The sequence below is a fragment of the Alteromonas antoniana genome, assembly GCF_019249295.1.
Lineage (GTDB): Bacteria > Pseudomonadota > Gammaproteobacteria > Enterobacterales > Alteromonadaceae > Alteromonas > Alteromonas antoniana.
The window spans coordinates 34,938-53,298 of sequence record NZ_JAESDH010000012.1 but is presented as its reverse complement, the minus strand read 5'-3'; the positions used below and the strand labels follow the sequence as shown (position 1 = coordinate 53,298).

The 18,361-nt window shown below is 48.4% G+C and carries 20 protein-coding genes; 5 read left to right on the top strand and 15 right to left on the bottom strand.

All coding sequences use genetic code 11. From position 1 onward, the window contains the following. Positions 1–26: 26 nt before the first annotated feature. Complete coding sequence (locus JKP77_RS11620; RefSeq protein ID WP_218311391.1) at positions 27–932, top strand: LysR substrate-binding domain-containing protein; 906 nt, start codon at positions 27–29, stop codon at positions 930–932. Between the two features lie 29 nt (positions 933–961). Here JKP77_RS11620 and JKP77_RS11615 read toward each other — a convergent pair whose 3' ends face one another. The 3 genes from JKP77_RS11615 to JKP77_RS11605 are packed head-to-tail and all read right to left on the bottom strand — an operon-like array spanning position 962 to position 4,305. Further along, positions 962–2,200 carry a sensor histidine kinase gene (locus JKP77_RS11615; RefSeq protein ID WP_218311389.1) on the bottom strand — a complete coding sequence of 413 codons (1,239 nt, stop codon included), beginning with the start codon at positions 2,198–2,200 and terminating at the stop codon, positions 962–964. Next, positions 2,190–2,888, bottom strand: coding sequence for a response regulator transcription factor (locus JKP77_RS11610; RefSeq protein ID WP_218311388.1), 699 nt, complete (start codon positions 2,886–2,888; stop codon positions 2,190–2,192). The genes JKP77_RS11615 and JKP77_RS11610 overlap by 11 nt, the downstream gene beginning before the upstream one ends. Positions 2,889–2,901: 13 nt before the next feature. Next, positions 2,902–4,305: a S41 family peptidase gene (locus tag JKP77_RS11605; RefSeq protein WP_218311386.1), complete on the bottom strand. Its 1,404-nt coding sequence runs from the start codon at positions 4,303–4,305 to the stop codon at positions 2,902–2,904. A gap of 151 nt (positions 4,306–4,456) precedes the next feature. Between JKP77_RS11605 and JKP77_RS11600 the strand changes: the two genes are divergently transcribed. Beyond that, complete coding sequence (locus JKP77_RS11600; RefSeq protein WP_218311384.1) at positions 4,457–5,575, top strand: type 1 glutamine amidotransferase domain-containing protein; 1,119 nt, start codon at positions 4,457–4,459, stop codon at positions 5,573–5,575. A 105-nt stretch (positions 5,576–5,680) separates the two neighbouring features. Here JKP77_RS11600 and JKP77_RS11595 read toward each other — a convergent pair whose 3' ends face one another. The 4 genes from JKP77_RS11595 to JKP77_RS11580 form a co-directional block, all read right to left on the bottom strand. Continuing rightward, entirely contained in the window at positions 5,681–6,280 is a 600-nt protein-coding gene (locus JKP77_RS11595; protein WP_218311382.1) for a class I SAM-dependent DNA methyltransferase, read from the bottom strand. Positions 6,281–6,353: 73 nt separating this feature from the next. Then, entirely contained in the window at positions 6,354–6,899 is a 546-nt protein-coding gene (locus tag JKP77_RS11590) for a TlpA family protein disulfide reductase (RefSeq protein WP_218311380.1), read from the bottom strand. 152 nt (positions 6,900–7,051) lie between these two features. Continuing rightward, on the bottom strand, positions 7,052–7,546 hold the full coding sequence (locus JKP77_RS11585; RefSeq protein ID WP_218311378.1) for a GNAT family N-acetyltransferase: 495 nt from the start codon (positions 7,544–7,546) through the stop codon (positions 7,052–7,054). 91 nt (positions 7,547–7,637) lie between these two features. After that, positions 7,638–8,057, bottom strand: coding sequence for a GNAT family N-acetyltransferase (locus JKP77_RS11580; RefSeq protein ID WP_218311376.1), 420 nt, complete (start codon positions 8,055–8,057; stop codon positions 7,638–7,640). Positions 8,058–8,531: 474 nt separating this feature from the next. Here JKP77_RS11580 and nhaB point away from each other — a divergent pair, with 474 nt between their 5' ends. From nhaB to JKP77_RS11565, 3 genes are read left to right on the top strand one after another with little or no spacing between them, the layout of a single operon-like run. Beyond that, positions 8,532–10,115, top strand: a complete 1,584-nt coding sequence (gene nhaB, locus JKP77_RS11575) for a sodium/proton antiporter NhaB (protein ID WP_218311374.1) — start codon at positions 8,532–8,534, stop codon at positions 10,113–10,115. A gap of 9 nt (positions 10,116–10,124) precedes the next feature. After that, on the top strand, positions 10,125–10,649 hold the full coding sequence (dsbB, locus tag JKP77_RS11570) for a disulfide bond formation protein DsbB (protein WP_218311372.1): 525 nt from the start codon (positions 10,125–10,127) through the stop codon (positions 10,647–10,649). Beyond that, a complete protein-coding gene (locus JKP77_RS11565) occupies positions 10,646–11,194 on the top strand; it encodes a GNAT family N-acetyltransferase (RefSeq protein ID WP_218311370.1) in 549 nt (182 codons plus the stop codon). Before dsbB ends, JKP77_RS11565 begins: the two co-directional genes overlap by 4 nt. Before the next feature lie 54 nt (positions 11,195–11,248). Here the strand turns inward: JKP77_RS11565 and JKP77_RS11560 are convergent, their stop codons facing one another. The 8 genes from JKP77_RS11560 to JKP77_RS11525 all read right to left on the bottom strand — a co-directional run bounded on the left by JKP77_RS11560 (position 11,249) and on the right by JKP77_RS11525 (position 18,293). Beyond that, positions 11,249–11,743 (bottom strand): YcgN family cysteine cluster protein, encoded by a 495-nt coding sequence (locus JKP77_RS11560; protein WP_218311369.1) that lies wholly within the window; start codon positions 11,741–11,743, stop codon positions 11,249–11,251. After that, positions 11,740–12,405, bottom strand: coding sequence for a fumarylacetoacetate hydrolase family protein (locus tag JKP77_RS11555; protein ID WP_218311367.1), 666 nt, complete (start codon positions 12,403–12,405; stop codon positions 11,740–11,742). Before JKP77_RS11555 ends, JKP77_RS11560 begins: the two co-directional genes overlap by 4 nt. A gap of 2 nt (positions 12,406–12,407) precedes the next feature. Further along, positions 12,408–13,403, bottom strand: a complete 996-nt coding sequence (locus JKP77_RS11550) for a lytic murein transglycosylase (protein WP_218311365.1) — start codon at positions 13,401–13,403, stop codon at positions 12,408–12,410. Continuing rightward, a complete protein-coding gene (locus JKP77_RS11545) occupies positions 13,393–13,695 on the bottom strand; it encodes a YcgL domain-containing protein (protein ID WP_218311364.1) in 303 nt (100 codons plus the stop codon). The genes JKP77_RS11550 and JKP77_RS11545 overlap by 11 nt, the downstream gene beginning before the upstream one ends. Before the next feature lie 19 nt (positions 13,696–13,714). Continuing rightward, positions 13,715–14,872 carry a ribonuclease D gene (gene rnd / locus JKP77_RS11540; RefSeq protein WP_218311362.1) on the bottom strand — a complete coding sequence of 386 codons (1,158 nt, stop codon included), beginning with the start codon at positions 14,870–14,872 and terminating at the stop codon, positions 13,715–13,717. Positions 14,873–14,932: 60 nt separating this feature from the next. Continuing rightward, positions 14,933–16,585, bottom strand: coding sequence for a long-chain-fatty-acid--CoA ligase FadD (gene fadD / locus JKP77_RS11535; RefSeq protein WP_218311359.1), 1,653 nt, complete (start codon positions 16,583–16,585; stop codon positions 14,933–14,935). 128 nt (positions 16,586–16,713) lie between these two features. Continuing rightward, positions 16,714–17,553: an alpha/beta fold hydrolase gene (locus JKP77_RS11530; RefSeq protein ID WP_218311358.1), complete on the bottom strand. Its 840-nt coding sequence runs from the start codon at positions 17,551–17,553 to the stop codon at positions 16,714–16,716. Positions 17,554–17,612: 59 nt separating this feature from the next. Next, positions 17,613–18,293: a Slp family lipoprotein gene (locus tag JKP77_RS11525; RefSeq protein ID WP_218311356.1), complete on the bottom strand. Its 681-nt coding sequence runs from the start codon at positions 18,291–18,293 to the stop codon at positions 17,613–17,615. Positions 18,294–18,361 lie beyond the last annotated feature (68 nt).

Here is an 18,361-nt window from a genome sequence, read left to right as displayed (position 1 = left end):
ATGGAACGTTTCGGGAAGCCTTGAAAATGATAGATATCAATGACTACTTTTACTTTGTGAAAGTCGTGGAGCACCAGGGCTACTCAAGCGCGTCCAAGGCGCTGAATATTCCCAAGTCAAAAATCAGTCGGCATGTTGCAAAGCTGGAAGAAAGACTAGGGCAAAGACTGCTGCAAAGAACGTCGAGACATTTCAACACGACCGAAGCCGGTGACGCTTTTTATCTTTGCGCCAGAAAAGTGATTGATGCGATGGAAGTTGCTGAAAATGCCGTTCTGGAGAAAAGCGATACGCTCGCCGGAACCGTAACGTTGAGCAGTTCAGTGGGTGTGGCAAATTTTCTTCTTAAGGATTTAGTCACAGGCTTCAGCGACGAACACCCGGACGTGGTTATCAGGCAGCATGTTTCAAACGACTATGTCGATATTATTCCTGCTGGTTTCGATATGGTGATCAGGGGGCATAGTGCCAGCTTACCGGATTCAAGCTATATTCAGAAAAAGCTGGCTGTGGTTGAATGGCAACTGTTTGCCAGTCCTTCATTTTTATCAGCGCTGAATTTCACGATACGCACGCCCGATGATTTATCCGGACTAAAATCGCTCGGGTTTGGCTGGCAGTCCAAAGAAAAAACCTGGACCTTGCGCCACGTGCAGGGAGAGCAAACTGACATTACGTATACGCCAGGTTTGTGTTCTGACGATATGTGGACACTGAAGCACGCTTCAGAGCACGGAGGTGGGATCGTATCTCTGCCTTCCTACGTCTGTAAGGAGGAAGTCGCCAACGGGTCTCTGATAAGAGTATTGCCGGAATACACGACGGCGAATGCTCAGCTATCGATACTACTTCCCTCCCGAACCGGCGTATCAGAGGCGACCAGGGCATTTTCAACTTATCTCTGTGAGAACGCCCCGGCTCTGGCTAAGTAAAAGATTCAGGCAAACAACGAAACCTGTAATCAGGAGAAGGTCACAGACAAGACAAATTCGGTGTCGGCAGTCGTCACCGTCACCTTCCATCCATACCTTTCACATATTCGCTTCACCAAATGTAAGCCCTGCCCCAGCCCCCCACTATGACTGGCTTTCACGTTTGGAGACAGAACGTCGTCAGGAGGCGTTGCATCAACTGGATTACTGAACGTAAAGCGGTGTCCGGTAAGCGTAATATTTAATACTACGACACTGGCGTGATTCACAACATTGTTGATGAGGTTGTTCAGCATCATATGCAACAGGTTTTTGTTGCACACCACGCGATAAGATGAAGGAATATCAATATCCAGTTGGGCACCTTCCACTCTGGATAACCCAAAGTGATTGATAATGCAGTGCTCAACTTCCTGAAGCAAAGATAAGGGCTCTTTTTGCACAGACTCTTCCCGGGATAATGCCAGTAACACCCCCACCGTATCCTCAATTTCCTTTACCGCTGACTTCACTTTGTTAATGGCATCTGCATTCAGTGGTTCGTTTGCACGGATCCGCCCGGTGACCATTTTCACGATGGCAACAGGGGTGCGAAGTTCATGACTAATATCCCGCGAAAAGTCAGACTCTCGCTGCAAAGCCCCATGTAAACGGTTAAAACTGCTGCTAATAGTCTGTGCCAGATAGCCGATTTCATTTTCAGTAAACGTATGCTCGAAGGTAAGCGGTTTTGAATCCTCATTGCGGATTACCGCAGTAGTGATTTGTTGTAATGGCGAGACCACGATTCTGCCGAGGTAACGCGCCAGAACATAGGCACACAGCACCACTACAATAAGCACAAACAGGATCCACGGGATGAGTTTTGGCAGATACACCTTTGAAATTTCGTAAGAAGACACATTGGCAGAAAGCAGTTGGCTGGTGTTACCAAGCTGCACTTCCCTGATGTGTATGGTTCCGCCATCGTTTAGCGGAAATTCGATGCGTTCGGGCGATTGCTGCCTGAGCACCTGAACGTGTTCAGGCAGCTCTTTCCAGTCTCGATGTAACGACATAAATGGAATACGAGGTGTCACCCGCTCGCCAGTTTCATCAAACTGCTGTTCAATATAACGTGCTTCTTCAGAAACGATGCGATTGAATATGTTGTCTTCTATCACCCAAGCGTAAACTACGAGAAGACCGATAAAAAATACAGATACCACCACCGTGAAGCTGATAATAAGCCATCGGATCCTGCTCTCGATGGATTCTTTAATCACCATGTTGCACCGACAATCTGAACCCAACACCATGTATGGTTTTGAGCATTTCAGTGTTAAATGGCTTATCCAGCGCCTGCCTCAACGTATAGATGTGAGACCGAAGTGCATCCGTATCAGGAAAATCATCCCCCCATACCTGATGAATTATTTCCTGCCTGCTAACCGCATCAGGATAAGCCTTCACAAGCAAACCTAAAATTTTAAAATTCGTAGTGCTTAATTTCAGATCTTTCCCATTACGCTGCGCAAGCTGTTGCCGGTCATTGAAGCTAAGGTCGCCGATATGAACAGTCTGTGACTGATGCAACTGCTGTCGACGGGTAAGTGCCTTGCATCGGAGTAGCAGCTCATATTGATCAAAGGGCTTAGTGAGATAGTCATCTGCACCTGCATCAAAACCGACGGTTTTGTCTTCAATGCTGTCCCTCGCCGTCATCATCAATACGGGCGGCGTAGGATCAACATTATCTTTGATGAAGCCACAAATGGTGACACCGTCCATATCAGGCAACATGATGTCCAGTATCACCACATCGTAACGATTGTCTGAGAGTAAGCGCAACGCCTGCTTTCCTGTTTCGGCATAATCCACTTCCATACCCTCGCTTTCCAGAAAATCATAAATTTCCGTGGCAAGCGCTCGGGTATCTTCAACAAGTAACAGTCTTGTATGCGCGTTTGCAGACATTTTCGTGCTCACTCTACTTTTTTATTGTTTCTGCGTGTTTACGTGCCGCCGCAATATCAGCATCTTCACCCGCGTCAATTTGCGCACGGTTTGCGGCCACCGCAATGTCCGGAATAACGCCTCTGACCTGAAGATCGCCACCAGGTCTCACTAACAACCTCGTTGCCACATAAACACGTAGCTCTGAGTGAGGTAAATTAAAAAGGTTACCCTGTGCAGTTTGATTAGCATAGCCACCTGTTTCACGCCCGACAAGCGTTGCCAGCTGGTTATCCTTCACCGCTGTGGCGAAAACGATTGCAGAAGAATAGCTCAGCGGGCTAATCAATACGTAAGCATTCCCTTTAAATCGATGTTCCACGTCCACAGGCTCTACCCATTCATCCCACTGCTCTGTCAGCACGTCACCCACTTCCCCCCGGTAGTTAAATACGCCTCTGTTATCGGCATTCAGGCGCTCACGCAGCGACGAAATCATCTGAAAAGGCGAAGACGCAAGGTAACGGGCAAGATAGGTTGCAGTATCGGTGTTCCCCCCCATATTTTCACGAACGTCGATAATCAGCTGTTTCACGTTTTGCTGTTTAATTTTAAGAAAAGTGCTGTCAACAAACTCCTCAAACCAATCCGGGGATACATCAAACGTAGCAACTTTCAGATAACCGGTTTCGTCATCCAGTTGCTTATAGATAAGATCTGCATTTTCGCCTGCCGACACCGGGCTGTCCTGTTGCCAGTCATCACCCTGAACAATGCTCACGTGTTCTGTTCTTCCCTCAACATTCAGCTCAACATCAAACTGCCCGACGAAGCCAAATACCGCCCACAGCATCATGGGAAACCTGCTCGCTACTGTGTGTTTACGCAGGGTTTCCGTTTCTCCTCCGACAAACTGCTGGGTTTTTGTGAATATAGCTTCCACATCAATGCCATTAATACTGACCAACTGGCTGCCTTTAGGAAGCGCCTTATCTTTAAAGTGATAATCGTATTTAAGAAAAACGCCTTCGGGAAAAACATCAAGGTGAAACGGGAATGTCAGCGAGCCTGCTTCTTGCAAATCCTGGTATTCCTGGAAGGGCCAAATCAGGAAAGTATGCCCATCGTTAAACAGATGCGAAAGTGCGCCTATCTTTTGGAAAAAAGCGGTGCGTGTCATAGGCGCATTCAGCTCAGCCTTTAGTGACTCGGCCTGTTGATACACCGTATCCAAGTCAGCGTAACGGGTTAAGTCAGGATGACGCTCAACAACACCGGAAACAAACGCATCAACATCGCCACGCAATGCTTCAGGGGCAATTTGTTTACTGCGAAGCGCCGGATCGCTGAGCTCTGGAAAAATTTCGAGGTGGTTAGCAGTGCATCCGCTTATAAGAGCGCTCGCCAGCAATAGCAGTCCTGTCACTTTTATCTTCATGATGTTCTCTCTGTTCATTCAGGAAGCGCTAACGCTAACAGAGTAAATGTGAAGAAAATGTCGGGACGCATTCACTTTTCGTCTTCACAAAATAACGACATGTGCTCCGCTACCTTTGCCGTGACATCACCCGCATTATTGGAGACAGACCATGCGCAAACTTTACTTTTCACTTTTATTGCTAATGCTGCCACTGCACCAGGCTTTTGCTTCGCAGGATGACACTAACACCAGAGTTCTGATGTTAATTTCAGGCTATGGAACCGAGGCTCAGCCTGAGCTCAGTTACGATCTTGAGGAGTTAGCTCAGGCTTACCTCGTGCTGCATGACAACGGCGTAAACATCGATATCGCCACGCCCAAAGGCGGCCCGGTTCTGATCAAGTCAAACAAAGACAATCTCGAGTATATTCAGCGCTTTAAATCCATTGCACTGCATCAGCTCAAAGACACGCTGTCGAGCGATAGCATCGATTCCAATAACTACCAGGGCGTTTTTATTGTCGGCGGTGCGGGCGCTATGTTTGACTTGCCCAGCGAGGCGTCAACGCAGGCTATGTTGACGACGTTTGCCGCACAGCGAAAAATGATAGCGGCAGTCTGTCATGGACCAGCAGCCATTGCAGATATCACGCTTCCTGATGGTCAGTTTCTTGTTGCCGGTAAGCAAGTAAATGCTTTTACGAATATAGAGGAACAGGCGTTTAGTGGTGAACACATCGATATGTTCCCTTTCCTGGTTCAGGACAAGCTGACAGAAAATGGTGCCAGGTTCATGCATAACGATCCTATGCTGCCCTTCGTTGCTACTGATGACAACCTGATCACCGCGCAAAACCCCTCTTCCGTGCCACGCGCTGCTGAAGCCCTGTTACTTAAGTTGGGAGTCACGCCTAAACCAAGACAGCCATTCAAAGATGAGGCAACCATGCAACTGGTAGCAACGGCCAAGCAAACCGGGGTGGTTGCTATCGACCTGGCGCTAGCCAAATCTCCCGAAGATTACGATCTGAATTATCTGGCGTTATATGGCTTTTACGCCTATGCACTGGCATCGGAAGAAAATAAACAAAGAGAGCTGGATTTGATGGAGACCATCTCCAGTCATTTTTCCCACCCTGAATATGAAACTGCGCTTATCAAGGCACTTTTCGAGCAAAACAGAATTGAGCAGGCTTACCGGAAATTTGAGACATTTCTAAAGCACTACCCAGACCACAAAAACACGGCCGAACTGGCAGCGTTAGTGGATGAGAAGAGCACGTTGTAGCGTTCCATTCTGTAACTGCTGGCTTTTTACCATTCAATGGTAACCGGCGTCGTCACGGAAAATAAGAGGATTTATGCTGCGCCCCCTGGAAGATATCAGAGGGGCTCAGCGCTTTTGTGCAATCAGGTAAGTGTGAAGCTCCGGATACTGATCAAACTCTAAGTGCTTACAGACACATCCTGCCGCTTTTACCACATCCAGGAAGCCGGTAGTTCCCAACGAGGAATAGCTAACGGTAGGGCCCATGGCATTATTCTCATGTTCTCCGGGCTCATCGGTGCCACCGAAAGAGAAAATAAAAATACCACCGGGTACCAGATTAGACATCAGCTTATGCAACACCGGCGCCTGCTGCGTAAGAGGCAGATGCCAGAGGCTGTCCCATGCCGTAATAAAATGGTATTGCTCTGGCAGCTCCCAGGAACAGATGTCCGCATGATAAAACGGGATGTCAGGCTGCTTCTCTTTTGCCAGTTGCAACATGTTTTCTGAGATATCTATGCCTTGCGGGCTGTATCCTTGTGCAAGCAATAATGAAATGAACCTTCCCGTGCGGCCGCACCCCACATCCAACGCCGCGCCTTTCCCTTTCGCAAATTTCAGCGCAAGCTGATGTTGCCTGATACCGTTATTCATATTGAAACGGTCTTCTGCCCAGCGGTCAGTGATACTGTCGTAGGCCTTGCCGGTTTCTTCAGGCTTCATCGTGTGACACCGCGGGTACGCAGTGCAGCCGGGATATTTTCTCTGGTCAGGTGCAGCATCTGAACATCACCGTTTAGTTCTCCTCACGCATCGCGTCCTGCAAAGACTGATTGTCCACCAGCACACGTTTCCATTGCGCCACACTTTTAATGTTGTAGTTATTTTCAGCCAAAAGCCCATCGGCATCCACCTTAATCAAATACGGTAATGCCTTCACACCATTCGCAAAAGCACGCTGATGAAGTGGTTGGACGCCGCCCACGGCTTGCCATACGACGCCGGTATATCCGGTTTGCTTCAGCATTAACGATACCGCCTCGGCATCTTCATCCAGTGCCATTGCGACCAGGTTTACGGCAAGTGGCTGCTGCTGGCGAACCGACTCAATATTTTTGAGCGCGCCATAGCAAGGTGAGCACCAGGACGCAAAAAAATAAATAACGGTTTCTTTTCCTTCTAATGAAGACATTGAAACAGGCTCTCCGGAAAGCAGTTGCACATCAACATGCTGTAAAGGCTTTCCCATTGCCTCCTGCGCTTCCCGAACTTTTTGCTCAAAAGAAGAGGCTTGCGACAGCGTACTAAAACAGAGGCTTGCCAGAACTATCCATGCTTTCATTACTTTCTCCTTAACTCTTCTTACTGCTACGTTTGGCTTTATATAACAGTCCTACAACGCGATGGCTGTTAGGATGACGTCTGCACTCAATTCCCAGCTTATCTTCCGTTGATAACAGTGCGCTGATCCCAGGTTTGTGCAACCACTGATCTCTACAATGACAGCCTGAAAAAACAACTATATGGATCAAGCCGATAATCACCAAAGGGGCCGCACTCATCAAACCCAAAACGTTTGTAGAGTGCAATTGCCGGGTGAAATGCCTTATGCGTCCCGGTTTCCAGGGCAATGCTTGAGTAGTTTCTCTTTCTGGCCTCATCAATAATCACGGTTAAAATGCTACCTGCAATTCCCTGGCGTATGTACTCAGGATCCGTTTTCATCGATTTTACTTCTCCGGTATCATCGGAGTAGTGCTTAAGTGCGCCACAGCCGACCACTTTGATGTCGGTTCTCGCCGACCAGAAAGTCAGTGACGGGTGCCGGAGTTGCTCGGGTGTAATCGCATGAATACTTTCGACAGGAGAATAATTACGCATCTCAGACAAATGCTGATTTAACAGTTGCGTGACTCCATCATCAGCAAGGCTGTCCCGGCCAATGTTAATTCGCCCCTGATTGGTAGCTATATTATTTTCGTGTGGCATCGTCTTTCTATCCGGCTTTCATAAATGAGACTGATTAACATAACTCGACTGGATTTTTATCAGGGAAGAGACGAAAAAGCATCAACAAGCCCTAGTTACTTTTTATTTCTGCCTCAGGGTTCAACACCCAGCATCGGGGATTTTTCGTGAACCCCAGCTTGCCGTAGTATGCGTCAGCCTGCGGCGCTGCAATGAGAATTAATTTACAGTGCGGCCCTAACTGGCTTTTAGTTATGGCCTGAAGTCGCCGCCCAATTCCAGCGCTCTGATAGTCCACATCAACAGCGAGATCGGAGAGGTAGCAGGCATAATGAAAATCTGTCACTGAACGCGCCACGCCAACCAAACGCTCCTCATGCCATGCAGTTACCAGCAAATTGCTGTTAGCCAGCATCCCTGCAAGGCACTTAAGATCATCAACCGGGCGTCTCTTACCCAACGTTGAGGCCTCCAGCACGGCTTTAAACTGCATCGTTGAAACCGCTTTGGTAGTAGAAAACTCAATGTTCATTCTTAGCCAGATAATTAATCAGTACTTTCTTAGTAAACCGTGAAACGTTGCATAAGTAAACGCTGTGCTGGGGTAAAAGATAAACAAGCAGACCGCTAACGAGGATGGTTAATAAAAGCAGGATCCGGCCGCCAGCCTAAATCCATATCGTGTGCTGGCGATAGCATTGGCATTTTCTGCCCCCCGACTCTCAGATGTTTCTAATGACAATGCGTGATGACAGGTCGCGGGTTATTAAACCTCAATCTGGCGAAATCGGGAACTACAGTGCGTGCTCCAGGTCCAGCCTGCCTGAACAGGGTACAGGGGGCAATGCTTTCTCAGGTGCGTATTTTCCTGTACGATTCAGCGGTTAACGTCGAAAGTAAAAGTCCATTACAACTGGAAAATTTGGCGTATTATCAGCTATGTTTAGTAACCATCGCTACAACACGTGCTATAAATAACCTGCTTGCAGTAAAAGGAACAGGAATCATGCAGACCTCTTTAACCGTAGCTGTTTATCAAAACTTTCTTGGCCACGCCCCCGATTGGTATAAAAAAACCATCATCGCCTTTCTTATTGTCAACCCGATAATATTTTTGGCTGACCCTTATATTGCTGGCTGGGCACTGGTAGTACAGTTCATCTTCACGCTGGCAATGGCATTGAAATGCTACCCGCTGCAGCCGGGAGGCCTTTTGCTGATAGAGGCGATGTTCATCGGCATGACTTCACCAAACCACATGATGCACGAGATTGAGGTCAACTTGGAAGTGCTGCTGCTACTGGTGTTTATGGTCGCCGGTATTTACTTTATGAAAGACCTTTTGATGTTTCTGTTTACCAAGCTGGTTATTAACGTCAAAAACAAGCTTATCTTGTCGCTTTCGTTTATTTTCGCTTCCGCTTTTCTGTCAGCCTTTCTCGATGCCCTGACTGTGGTAGCGGTCATCATCGCAGTTGGACTGGGTTTTTACTCTATTTACCACAAGGTGGCCTCGGGCAAAGAATTCCATTCCGACCATGACCACACCAGCGATCAAAGCGTACAGGATATGGGACGTGATGATTTGGAAAACTTTCGTGCATTCCTGCGTAATCTGATGATGCACTCTGCGGTTGGAACGGCGCTGGGCGGCGTTATGACGATGGTGGGCGAACCCCAAAACCTGATTATTGCGGATAAGGCTGAATGGGATTTTATCGAATTCTTTATCCGTATGTCTCCTGTGACCATTCCGGTTTTTATCGCAGGACTGGCCACAACGGTGTTACTTGAGAAAACGAAAGTTTTTGGTTATGGCGCACAATTACCTGGCAACGTTCGTAAAATTCTTGTCGATTATAATACCCATATGGATAAAGCTCGCACCCCCCGCGATACCGCTAAACTGGGTATTCAGGCACTGATTGGCGTCTGGCTGATTGTAGGCCTGGCACTGCATATGGCTTCCGTCGGGCTAATTGGTCTGTCGGTTATCATTCTCGCCACCTCCATGAGCGGCGTCATTGAAGAGCACGCGCTGGGCAAAGCATTTGAAGAAGCCTTGCCTTTCACAGCACTATTGTGCGTGTTCTTTGGTGTGGTAGCTGTCATTATCGACCAAGGCTTGTTCCAACCGGTTATTCATTGGGTGCTAAGTTATGAAGGCGAAACACAGATGGTTTTGTTTTACCTTGCCAACGGCGCACTTTCTATGGTCAGCGACAACGTATTTGTAGGCTCGGTATATATCACCGAAGTCACAGCAGCACTGAATGATGGGCAAATTACCCGGGACCAGTATGATATGTTGGCGGTGGCAATTAACACTGGAACCAATTTGCCAAGCGTCGCCACGCCAAACGGCCAGGCAGCATTTCTGTTTCTGTTAACGTCTGCCATTGCGCCGCTGCTGCGTCTTTCCTATGGCCGCATGGTTGTGATGGCATTGCCTTATACCATTGTGCTGACTATTGTAGGGTTGCTTGCTACCTATTGGGGTCTGGCCGATATCACAGACTGGCTTTACGATATGCATTGGATCGATCATCACAGCGTCTCTGCGACATCGGACATTATGAATGAGCATTAAGGATCCAGTATGAATTTGGTACGCGCATTAAGCCGCTGGGCGGAACATAAATCATCGTGGTTTGTGCTGTTCGCTAGCGCGGCGGCATTGGAAATTGCGGCCTTGTACTTTCAATACGGCATGGGGCTTGAGCCTTGCATTATGTGTATCTATCAGCGCACCGCGATGTACGGCATCGTCCTGGCTGCACTGGTAGTGTTAATTGTTAACAACGGCCTGACCCGGCTTTTGGGTTTCGCTGGGTGGGCGGTATCGTCCGCTTGGGGCTACATGCTTGCTACTGAGCACCTCGAAATACTAAATGCCAAAAACCCGTTTTTTGCCAGTTGTGGCATTGTTCCCAACTTCCCTGAATGGCTACAACTTCATGAGTGGCTACCTGCGGTTTTCGCTGCCAAAGGTGACTGCATGGAAGATAGCTGGCAGTTCATGTCGATGGGAATGGCAGAGTGGATGCAAATCTTGTTTGCGGCCTACTTTATTGTGTTTGTGATCGTATTTGCCTGTCGCTTGCTGGATAAGAAGCCCTTTTGATTGATCTTAGCATTCTACCAGCCCGCCTGCCGCCGCTTCGCACTGAGCAGGGCCCCATCAATATCGAGCGAATCGGCATGAAACACACAGAAAGTTTATGTGAGGCAGGTCAGGTGTCGGCCCAGCATGTCAAACCATGGCTGGGAGCGTCTTTGTGTCCGGTTACCGTTGCAGCAACGAAGCAATGTATCCAGGCTCTCGACAGTAGCCGGCATCAAAATTACGGTATTACTTACCTGATGATGAAAGAGGACAGGTGCCTGGGTATGGGGGTCATCAACTACCTCCATCCATTGCACCTGACTGCGAACCTGGGATACTGGATCCGTTCAGACGCCTGTGGCCAGGGGTTAGCCGTCGCGCTCTGCCAAAGCCTCATCAAACTCGCTTTTTCACAAATGAATCTGCATCGGTTGGAATGCTTAATTGAACCTGGCAACAAAGCCAGTTTGCGGGTTGTTGAAAAGTTAGGCGCGGAAAAAGAGGGTCTGTGCCGTAAGCGCATTTTTGGGCGTGATGCCCTGCTCTACAGTATTACGGTCTGATACCGCTTTCGTAAGCGTCGCGCAATTAAATCACCTGCGCGACGTTTTCGATGATTAATCAATATCTTCCAGTGGCCAAATAGCGATATAGTCTTCGAACTCGTTTAAATCTACATCACATTCAAACACGGTTTTATTGCGCACCGACATCCCCTTCTGATGCATCACGTGCTTTTTCCCTTTATTCAAAAGCGGATGCCAGGAGGGTAATCCCCGGCCTTCGTGTAGTCGTCGATACGCGCAGCTGGGCGGCATAAAAAAGATATCTTTAAGATTGTCTTTGGTCAGTTTCACACAGTCTGGTACCAGCTCTGTGCGGCGCTCGTACTGGGAACACTCGCAACTCTTGGTATTCAGCAATGAGCAAACGATATTGGTGTAATGCACCTGCTCTTCTGCGTGCATGGTGTCTGTCGACATGGCCTCTTCTGCATCGTCGTCTTCAATAAACTTATGCAGACAGCACTTCGCACAACCATCGCACAGTGACTCCCACTCGGCCTGTGTCATTTCCGACAACGATTTCGTTTCCCAGAAGCGCTCAGTCATTGGCCCGCAACCGTGGTAGATACTGCAAGATGGCCGTCCAACTTAGCCTCAATCTCATCGCCCGTATGCAGCGCATCGACACCCTTCGGTGTACCGGTGATAATGATATCGCCGGCATCCAGTGTAAACACCTGCGACATATGGGAAAGCAGCTCAGCTACCTTATGCAACATAAGCGCAGTGTGGCCAGCCTGTCTTTGCGCTCCGTTCACAGCCAGTGAGAACGTAAGATCCTGCACGTCGGCGATTTGAGAGAACGGCACAAAGCCCGACACCGGACAGCTAAAGTCAAAAGACTTGCATCGCTCCCACGGCAACCCTTTTTCCTTCAGATTTTTTTGTAACTCTCGCAGGGTGAAATCCAGGGCAAGTCCTACTCCCCAAATAGCGCTGATAACGTCTTCCTTATCCGCTTTACACAGAGGCTGTTTCAGCAACAACGCCAACTCAAGCTCGTTGTGACATTCTCCTTTATCCTGTGGGATTACCAATGGCTGAGACATGTCGCACAATGCCGCTTTGGGCTTCATAAATAACAGTGGCTCTTCTGGCACGGCAGAGTGCATTTCGTCAATGTGATCGAGGTAGTTTCGTCCCACACAGACCACCTTACCTACTGGCAAATCTATAGGGTTACCCAGATTATCCTGGTGCAGGTACATGATTAATAACCTCGCTTGATTCTGTCTGAGAGGTATCCCACGGATACGCCGAAGTAAGAAGAGCGGTTCCACTTCATGAGTGTATGAAAGTTATTGTAGACCAGATAAATGCGTCCTTCAGGCCCGTCAGGCATAACCAACGATGCCTTGATATCAACACTCGGTAGAGTGCTACCGTCGTAACGCCGAACCCCAAGCTGTTCCCAACTATCCAGTAACTGATAATGGTTTTTACTCAGGCCTGCATACCTGAAAGCCTCTTCTTGCTGTACTTTTACCTGCCGCCCCCAGGTTTGTTCGCTTCTCCAGCCTTCTGAGGAAAGAAAATTGGCAATTGATGCAAACACATCTGCAGGCGTGCTCCAGATATCTTTTTTTCCATCACCATTGTAGTCGACCGCGTAAGTGAGAAACGATGTTGGCATAAACTGGCTTTGGCCCATAGCGCCTGCCCAGGACCCTTTAAAATCACTGTGGTTTATATGCCCCTCGTCCAGTATCGTCAGCGCTGCCATAAACTGCTTTTTGAAGAGCGTTTCACGGCGGCCTTCATAGGCTAACGACGATAAGGCAGATAACACATCAAAACTGCCCTGGATCCTGCCAAAGTTCGACTCGTTACCCCACAGCGCCACAATAAAACGTGGCTGTACGCCATATTTGGCACCAATCTCTTTTAGTAAAGCCTGATGTTCATTGAGCTTGTCCACTGCCTGCTTGACTTTCCAGTCAGGCACACGCGTTTCCAGATAATTATCCAGTGTGATTTTACGCTCAGGCTGGTTTTTATCGGATTTGACCACCGTGGGTCTGAATGAAATGTCAGCAAAGACGTCATCCAGCAACGATTGCGAAAAACCGGCTGCACTTGCTTCGTTTTTCAATGATTTCAGATAATCAGCAAAGCCTGCTTCCGTTTTATCCTGTGACGCCGCAGCGGCTGAAAAAAACACGGCAACGCTCAACACAGCAGCGAGACGACGAATTTTACCCATCATTTTTTTCATCCGCCTTTGGCGCGAGTCCCAGAGACACACGGTGTGATTCCAGCAAATTTTCTTCTTTAGGCGGCATTTGCAGGTAATACCCTTGCTCAGTCAGAGCTGTTATCAGCTTTTGCTTATCCACCGTGCCAAGCCGTTCGCGCTTATCCAGCGGCAACATCATTACCAGCTCAGGGTGTCCAAACTGATTCATCAGTGCCTCCGGCACCTCATCAAACTTGGCTTTTTCTGGGACATAAAGAAACATGCCCGACTTCTTCTTCGTTTTGTAAACTGCACACAACATAGAAAGGTCCTGTCAGGAATTAATGTGTAGGGGGCTCACCAAGAACCCGATGAATGCCAGGCTTGAATAACGGAGCGCGCCAACCTACCAATAAATCAGGCAGTAAGCCCTGCACACGGGTTTCGCACAAATCAAACCACCACCATTTTAACAGCTGATTCAGCTGTTTTTTAGATGCTAACACGTCTGACGTCACGCCCTGCTCGACAGCTATTTGCGAGGTCACGTCTTTGAGTGCCGACAATGTCTTTTTGTATTCAGGAACATCAATCAGCCGTCTGATAACCGTCGGGTGTTGTGCGTCAGGCATGGCGTCAAACTCATCCAGCGCATCGCTGACGATGTTCGTTACGACCTCCGCATAGCGCCGCATGGTGGGAGGGCTTATCCCCTGAATACGGTTTAGCGCACTGCGACTGGTGGGTAACTTCTGCGCGACGTCGAACAGATGGTTTTCTTTAAACACAAAATTCAGCGCGAGATCTTTTTCTCTGGCCTTCGCTAACCGCCACGCCGCCAGCCCTTTTAATACATACAATTGCTGGGAAGACAGCCGCCAGTTATTTTTGATGACCATGTAGGCATATTCTAAAGGCATTTCTGCGCGTTTTTTCATTGCCAATAGCTCGACCTCTTCAAGCACCCACTGGCGCTTACCGCGGTCGATAATCATGTTGTTCAGCTGTTCATAAGCAGGCAACAAATACAGCACATCATTGGCGGCATAAACCAGCTGACTGGCACTTAATGGACGCGCCAGCCAGTCAGTACGCGACTCGCCCTTATCCAGTACTTCTCCACATAACTCTTCCACCAGCTTGGCGTACCCTAAAGTAGGTCCCAAACCAAGAATACTGGCAGCAATCTGAGTGTCGAAAACCGGCGTCGGGATCACGCCAAAAAAGCTTAAAAACGTTTCCAAATCTTCCGAGCAGGAATGCAACACCTTGGTGACGTCCGGATTTTCAAGTAAATGAATAAAGGGTTCAAACTCGGTGATAGCCAGCGGATCGATCAAAACCAGTTGATGGCCATCGAAAAGCTGAATAAGTCCCAGATGGGGGGTCAGCGTGCGGGTTCTGACAAATTCCGTATCCAAAGCCACAGCTTGATGGCGCTGTGCCCGTGCACAGACCTCAGCGAGATCTTCATTTGATGTGATCAGTACATAGTCCATAATACAAAAACAGCCGGCGAAAAGGCCGGCTGCTGAAACTCTCCTGGGTTAGCGTTCGCCTTAATCCCGAAGCTCGCGACGTAAGATTTTTCCCACATTGGTTTTGGGTAGATCTTCTTTAAATACCACATGCTTTGGTACTTTGTAGCCTGTCAGGTGCGAGCGACAGTGTGTAATAACGGCTTCTTCCGTCAACCCTTCGTGTTTGCGAACCACGAAAAGCTTGACCACTTCCCCGCTGACTTCATGGGGAACCCCTACCGCTGCGGCTTCTACTACGTCATCGTGCATCGCCGCAACTTCTTCAATCTCATTCGGGAAGACATTAAAGCCTGAAACCAGGATCATATCTTTTTTACGGTCAACAATATAGAAATAACCTTGATCATCGACGGTTGCGATATCGCCGGTAGCAAGCCAGCCATCTTTGAGTATCTCGTCGGTGGCTTCCTCGCGGTTATAATATCCTTTCATCACCTGCGGGCCTTTCACCCACAATTCACCTGGTTCGCCCTTTGGAACCTCATTACCCTCTTCGTCCAGAAGGCGAATATCAGTAGATGGCAGCGGCATCCCAATGGCGCCTTTGTATGCTTCTATTTGTGGTGGATTTACCGTCACTACTGGCGAGCATTCTGTCAGACCGTAGCCCTCCAGCAGTACGGTTCCGGTGACTTTCTGCCACTTTTCAGCAACCGGACGCTGCACAGCCATACCGCCGCCTAATCCAAATTTGAAGTTTGAAAAGTCAAGTTCATCGAATCCCGGCGTGTTAAGCAAACCATTGAACAGCGTGTTTACTCCCGGCAGAATTGTGAACGGATATTTACCTAGTTCGTTTACAAACGCAGGCATATCGCGCGGGTTAGTAATAAGCAAATTCCGACAGCCGTATTTTACAAATAGCAGACAGTTCGCCAGCAGCGCGAAGATGTGATAGAGCGGCAACGCAGTCACCACAAAGTCTTCACCCGGCTCAATGACCGTTTCCAGTATTCCCGATACCTGTTCCAGGTTAGCAACCATGTTGCGATGCGTGAGCATAGCGCCTTTCGACACACCGGTTGTTCCTCCGGTATATTGCAGAAAAGCCAGCGCATCGCTGCTGATATCCGGCCTGGTGTACTTCAGTTTTTCACCTTTTTTGATAGCCGACATAAACGCGGTAGTATCAGACAAGGAGTAAGACGGCACCATTTTTTTCACGTACTTTACGACAAAATTCACAATCCAGCGTTTAGGTGCCGGCAGCATGTCGCCTAATGACGTAAGTAAAACCTGCTCAAGCTTCGTTTCTTCACGCACTTTTTCTAATGTGCAGGCGAAGTTCTCAACTATCACGATGGCTTTTGCATTGGCATCATTCAACTGATGCTTTAGCTCCCGGGCAGTGTAAAGCGGGTTCACATTCACCACCACCATACCTGCGCGCAGGATGCCGAACATTGCTACCGGATATTGCAGCAGGTTTGGCATCATGATGGCTACAGCATCACCATGCTTAAGTCCGGTATTTTGAAGGTAGGCGGCAAATTGCGCTGACAATGCATCCAACTCCGCAAATGTCATCGTCTGGCCCATGTTGATGTAGGCCACTTTATCACTATACTTTTTCACGGACTGTTCGAAGATGTCCAGAATAGAGCTGTAGCGGTCCGGATCTATCTCCGCTGAAACGCGAGGGTCGTAGTGCTCAAGCCAGGTTTTATCCACCAAAGCCTCCTTCCGTTATTATTATATTACCCGGGAATGCGCAATCACTGTAGGCACGGCATTCTCGTTAACTGGTCTGATATCTTGCGAATAGTATAGGATGCGTTAAAAAAAATAAACTTTGCAGTTTACAACTGGTCAACAAATTCTCGAATTACCGGCCCGATTTCGTCCGGTTTTTCCATATGTACATGGTGACCTCCATCAAAAGCAACGCACTGACTCCGTTTAAACCACTGTTTTCGCTCAGAATAAACAGCATCCACCTGTTTAAAGCTCGTAGATGCGCTGGTAAATAGCACCGGACAGTCTATCTGACGCATTATATTTTCCGCCTGTCCTTCGGTTAACCTGACTGTAGAGCGCGTTCGCAATCGCGGGTCGCTCGACCAGAAACAGTGTCCGCTGGCATCCTGTGTGAGATTTCGTTGTATAATTTCCCGGGCATCTTGCGGACGCGTGTCGGTCACCTTACAGCGCGCTTCCACTGCAGTATCTAAATCTACCATGCGCAAACGGTTGCGGCTTTTTTCATAGCGACTCAACACAGATTCCCGCATTTGTTGTGCGGTTGTGTCTTCAGGTTTTGTCAGCGGCCCGCATGAATCCAGGCTAATTACCCCCTTGCAATATTCAGGAAACATCCCCGCAAACAGCGTGCACAAAATGCCGCCCAGCGAATGTCCCAGTAAAGTAACGCTTTTCCATTCATTATCAGTAAGAATGGCGAATAGGTCCTGAAGATAGTCAACCTGATTATAGTGCGCGGCGAGAGGACGGTGAGAAGACTTGCCGTGTCCGGCTAGATCTAAAATGATGAAACGGTAATTTTCGAGGTAGGGTGCCAGCGGTCGCAGACTTTCTGCGTTATCCAAAAAACCGTGCAGGCCGATAATAATATCGCCCTGCACCTGATTATCCAGCCCGGCAATAACCGTGCTGCCAACGTGAAACTCAACTTCTTTCATGCCTGTTATGTCCTTATTTGGCGGAAAAACATTGCCGCCAGACAGGCAAAAGTTTACCGCTATTGTTCGATCGATTTCCGGTTATTCTGCCTACCCACAGGGGTCGTATTCTGATTACTGCTGCGAGTTGGCGCATAATTCCTGTTTGGCCGGTTAATCGGCGATTTCGGCGCAGCGTTTCCACGCTCAATCACTCTTATACGCGAATTATAGAAGCCCCAGCCCGGACGATAATACGGGTAGAAAAACGGCGAGTACCACCCGGTACGATAGTTAAAATATAATCCCGATACATCGTAAGTACTCTCTTTACGCCACAGGTGATAGTCCATCGCCTGAATTGTAGGGTACATGTACGGTTGCTCCCCTACCATCCCCGATGTCGGCGCAATCAGATTTCCAACGAAGGTCACTGTTCTACCCTCTTCAAACACGATCGGATCGACAAAGCCGTCAATCATCACCTTAAACCGACCGACAGTTTCCGCCGATGTGTTTGGTTTCCCATAATTATTCAGTGGGAAGTGGACAATTTCAACGTAGGTTTTTTGCGGCTTATTTTCCACACCCACTATGATTCCACCCCACCGCGCGGTTTCACCGACCATTTCATTGCCTGTAGTCACCGCACGCGAATAACTCACGAGCTGCGTTCCCTCTTCTACCTCAATGGCATCGGGTACGATTGCACAACTTGTCAGGGTCAGTACACCTAATACCCCAAGTATTCTCAGTAACATACACTCATTCCAAATTGACTTATGGCACACTGCCTACAGTATCTCATTTTTGCCTGAACAAAAGCTGA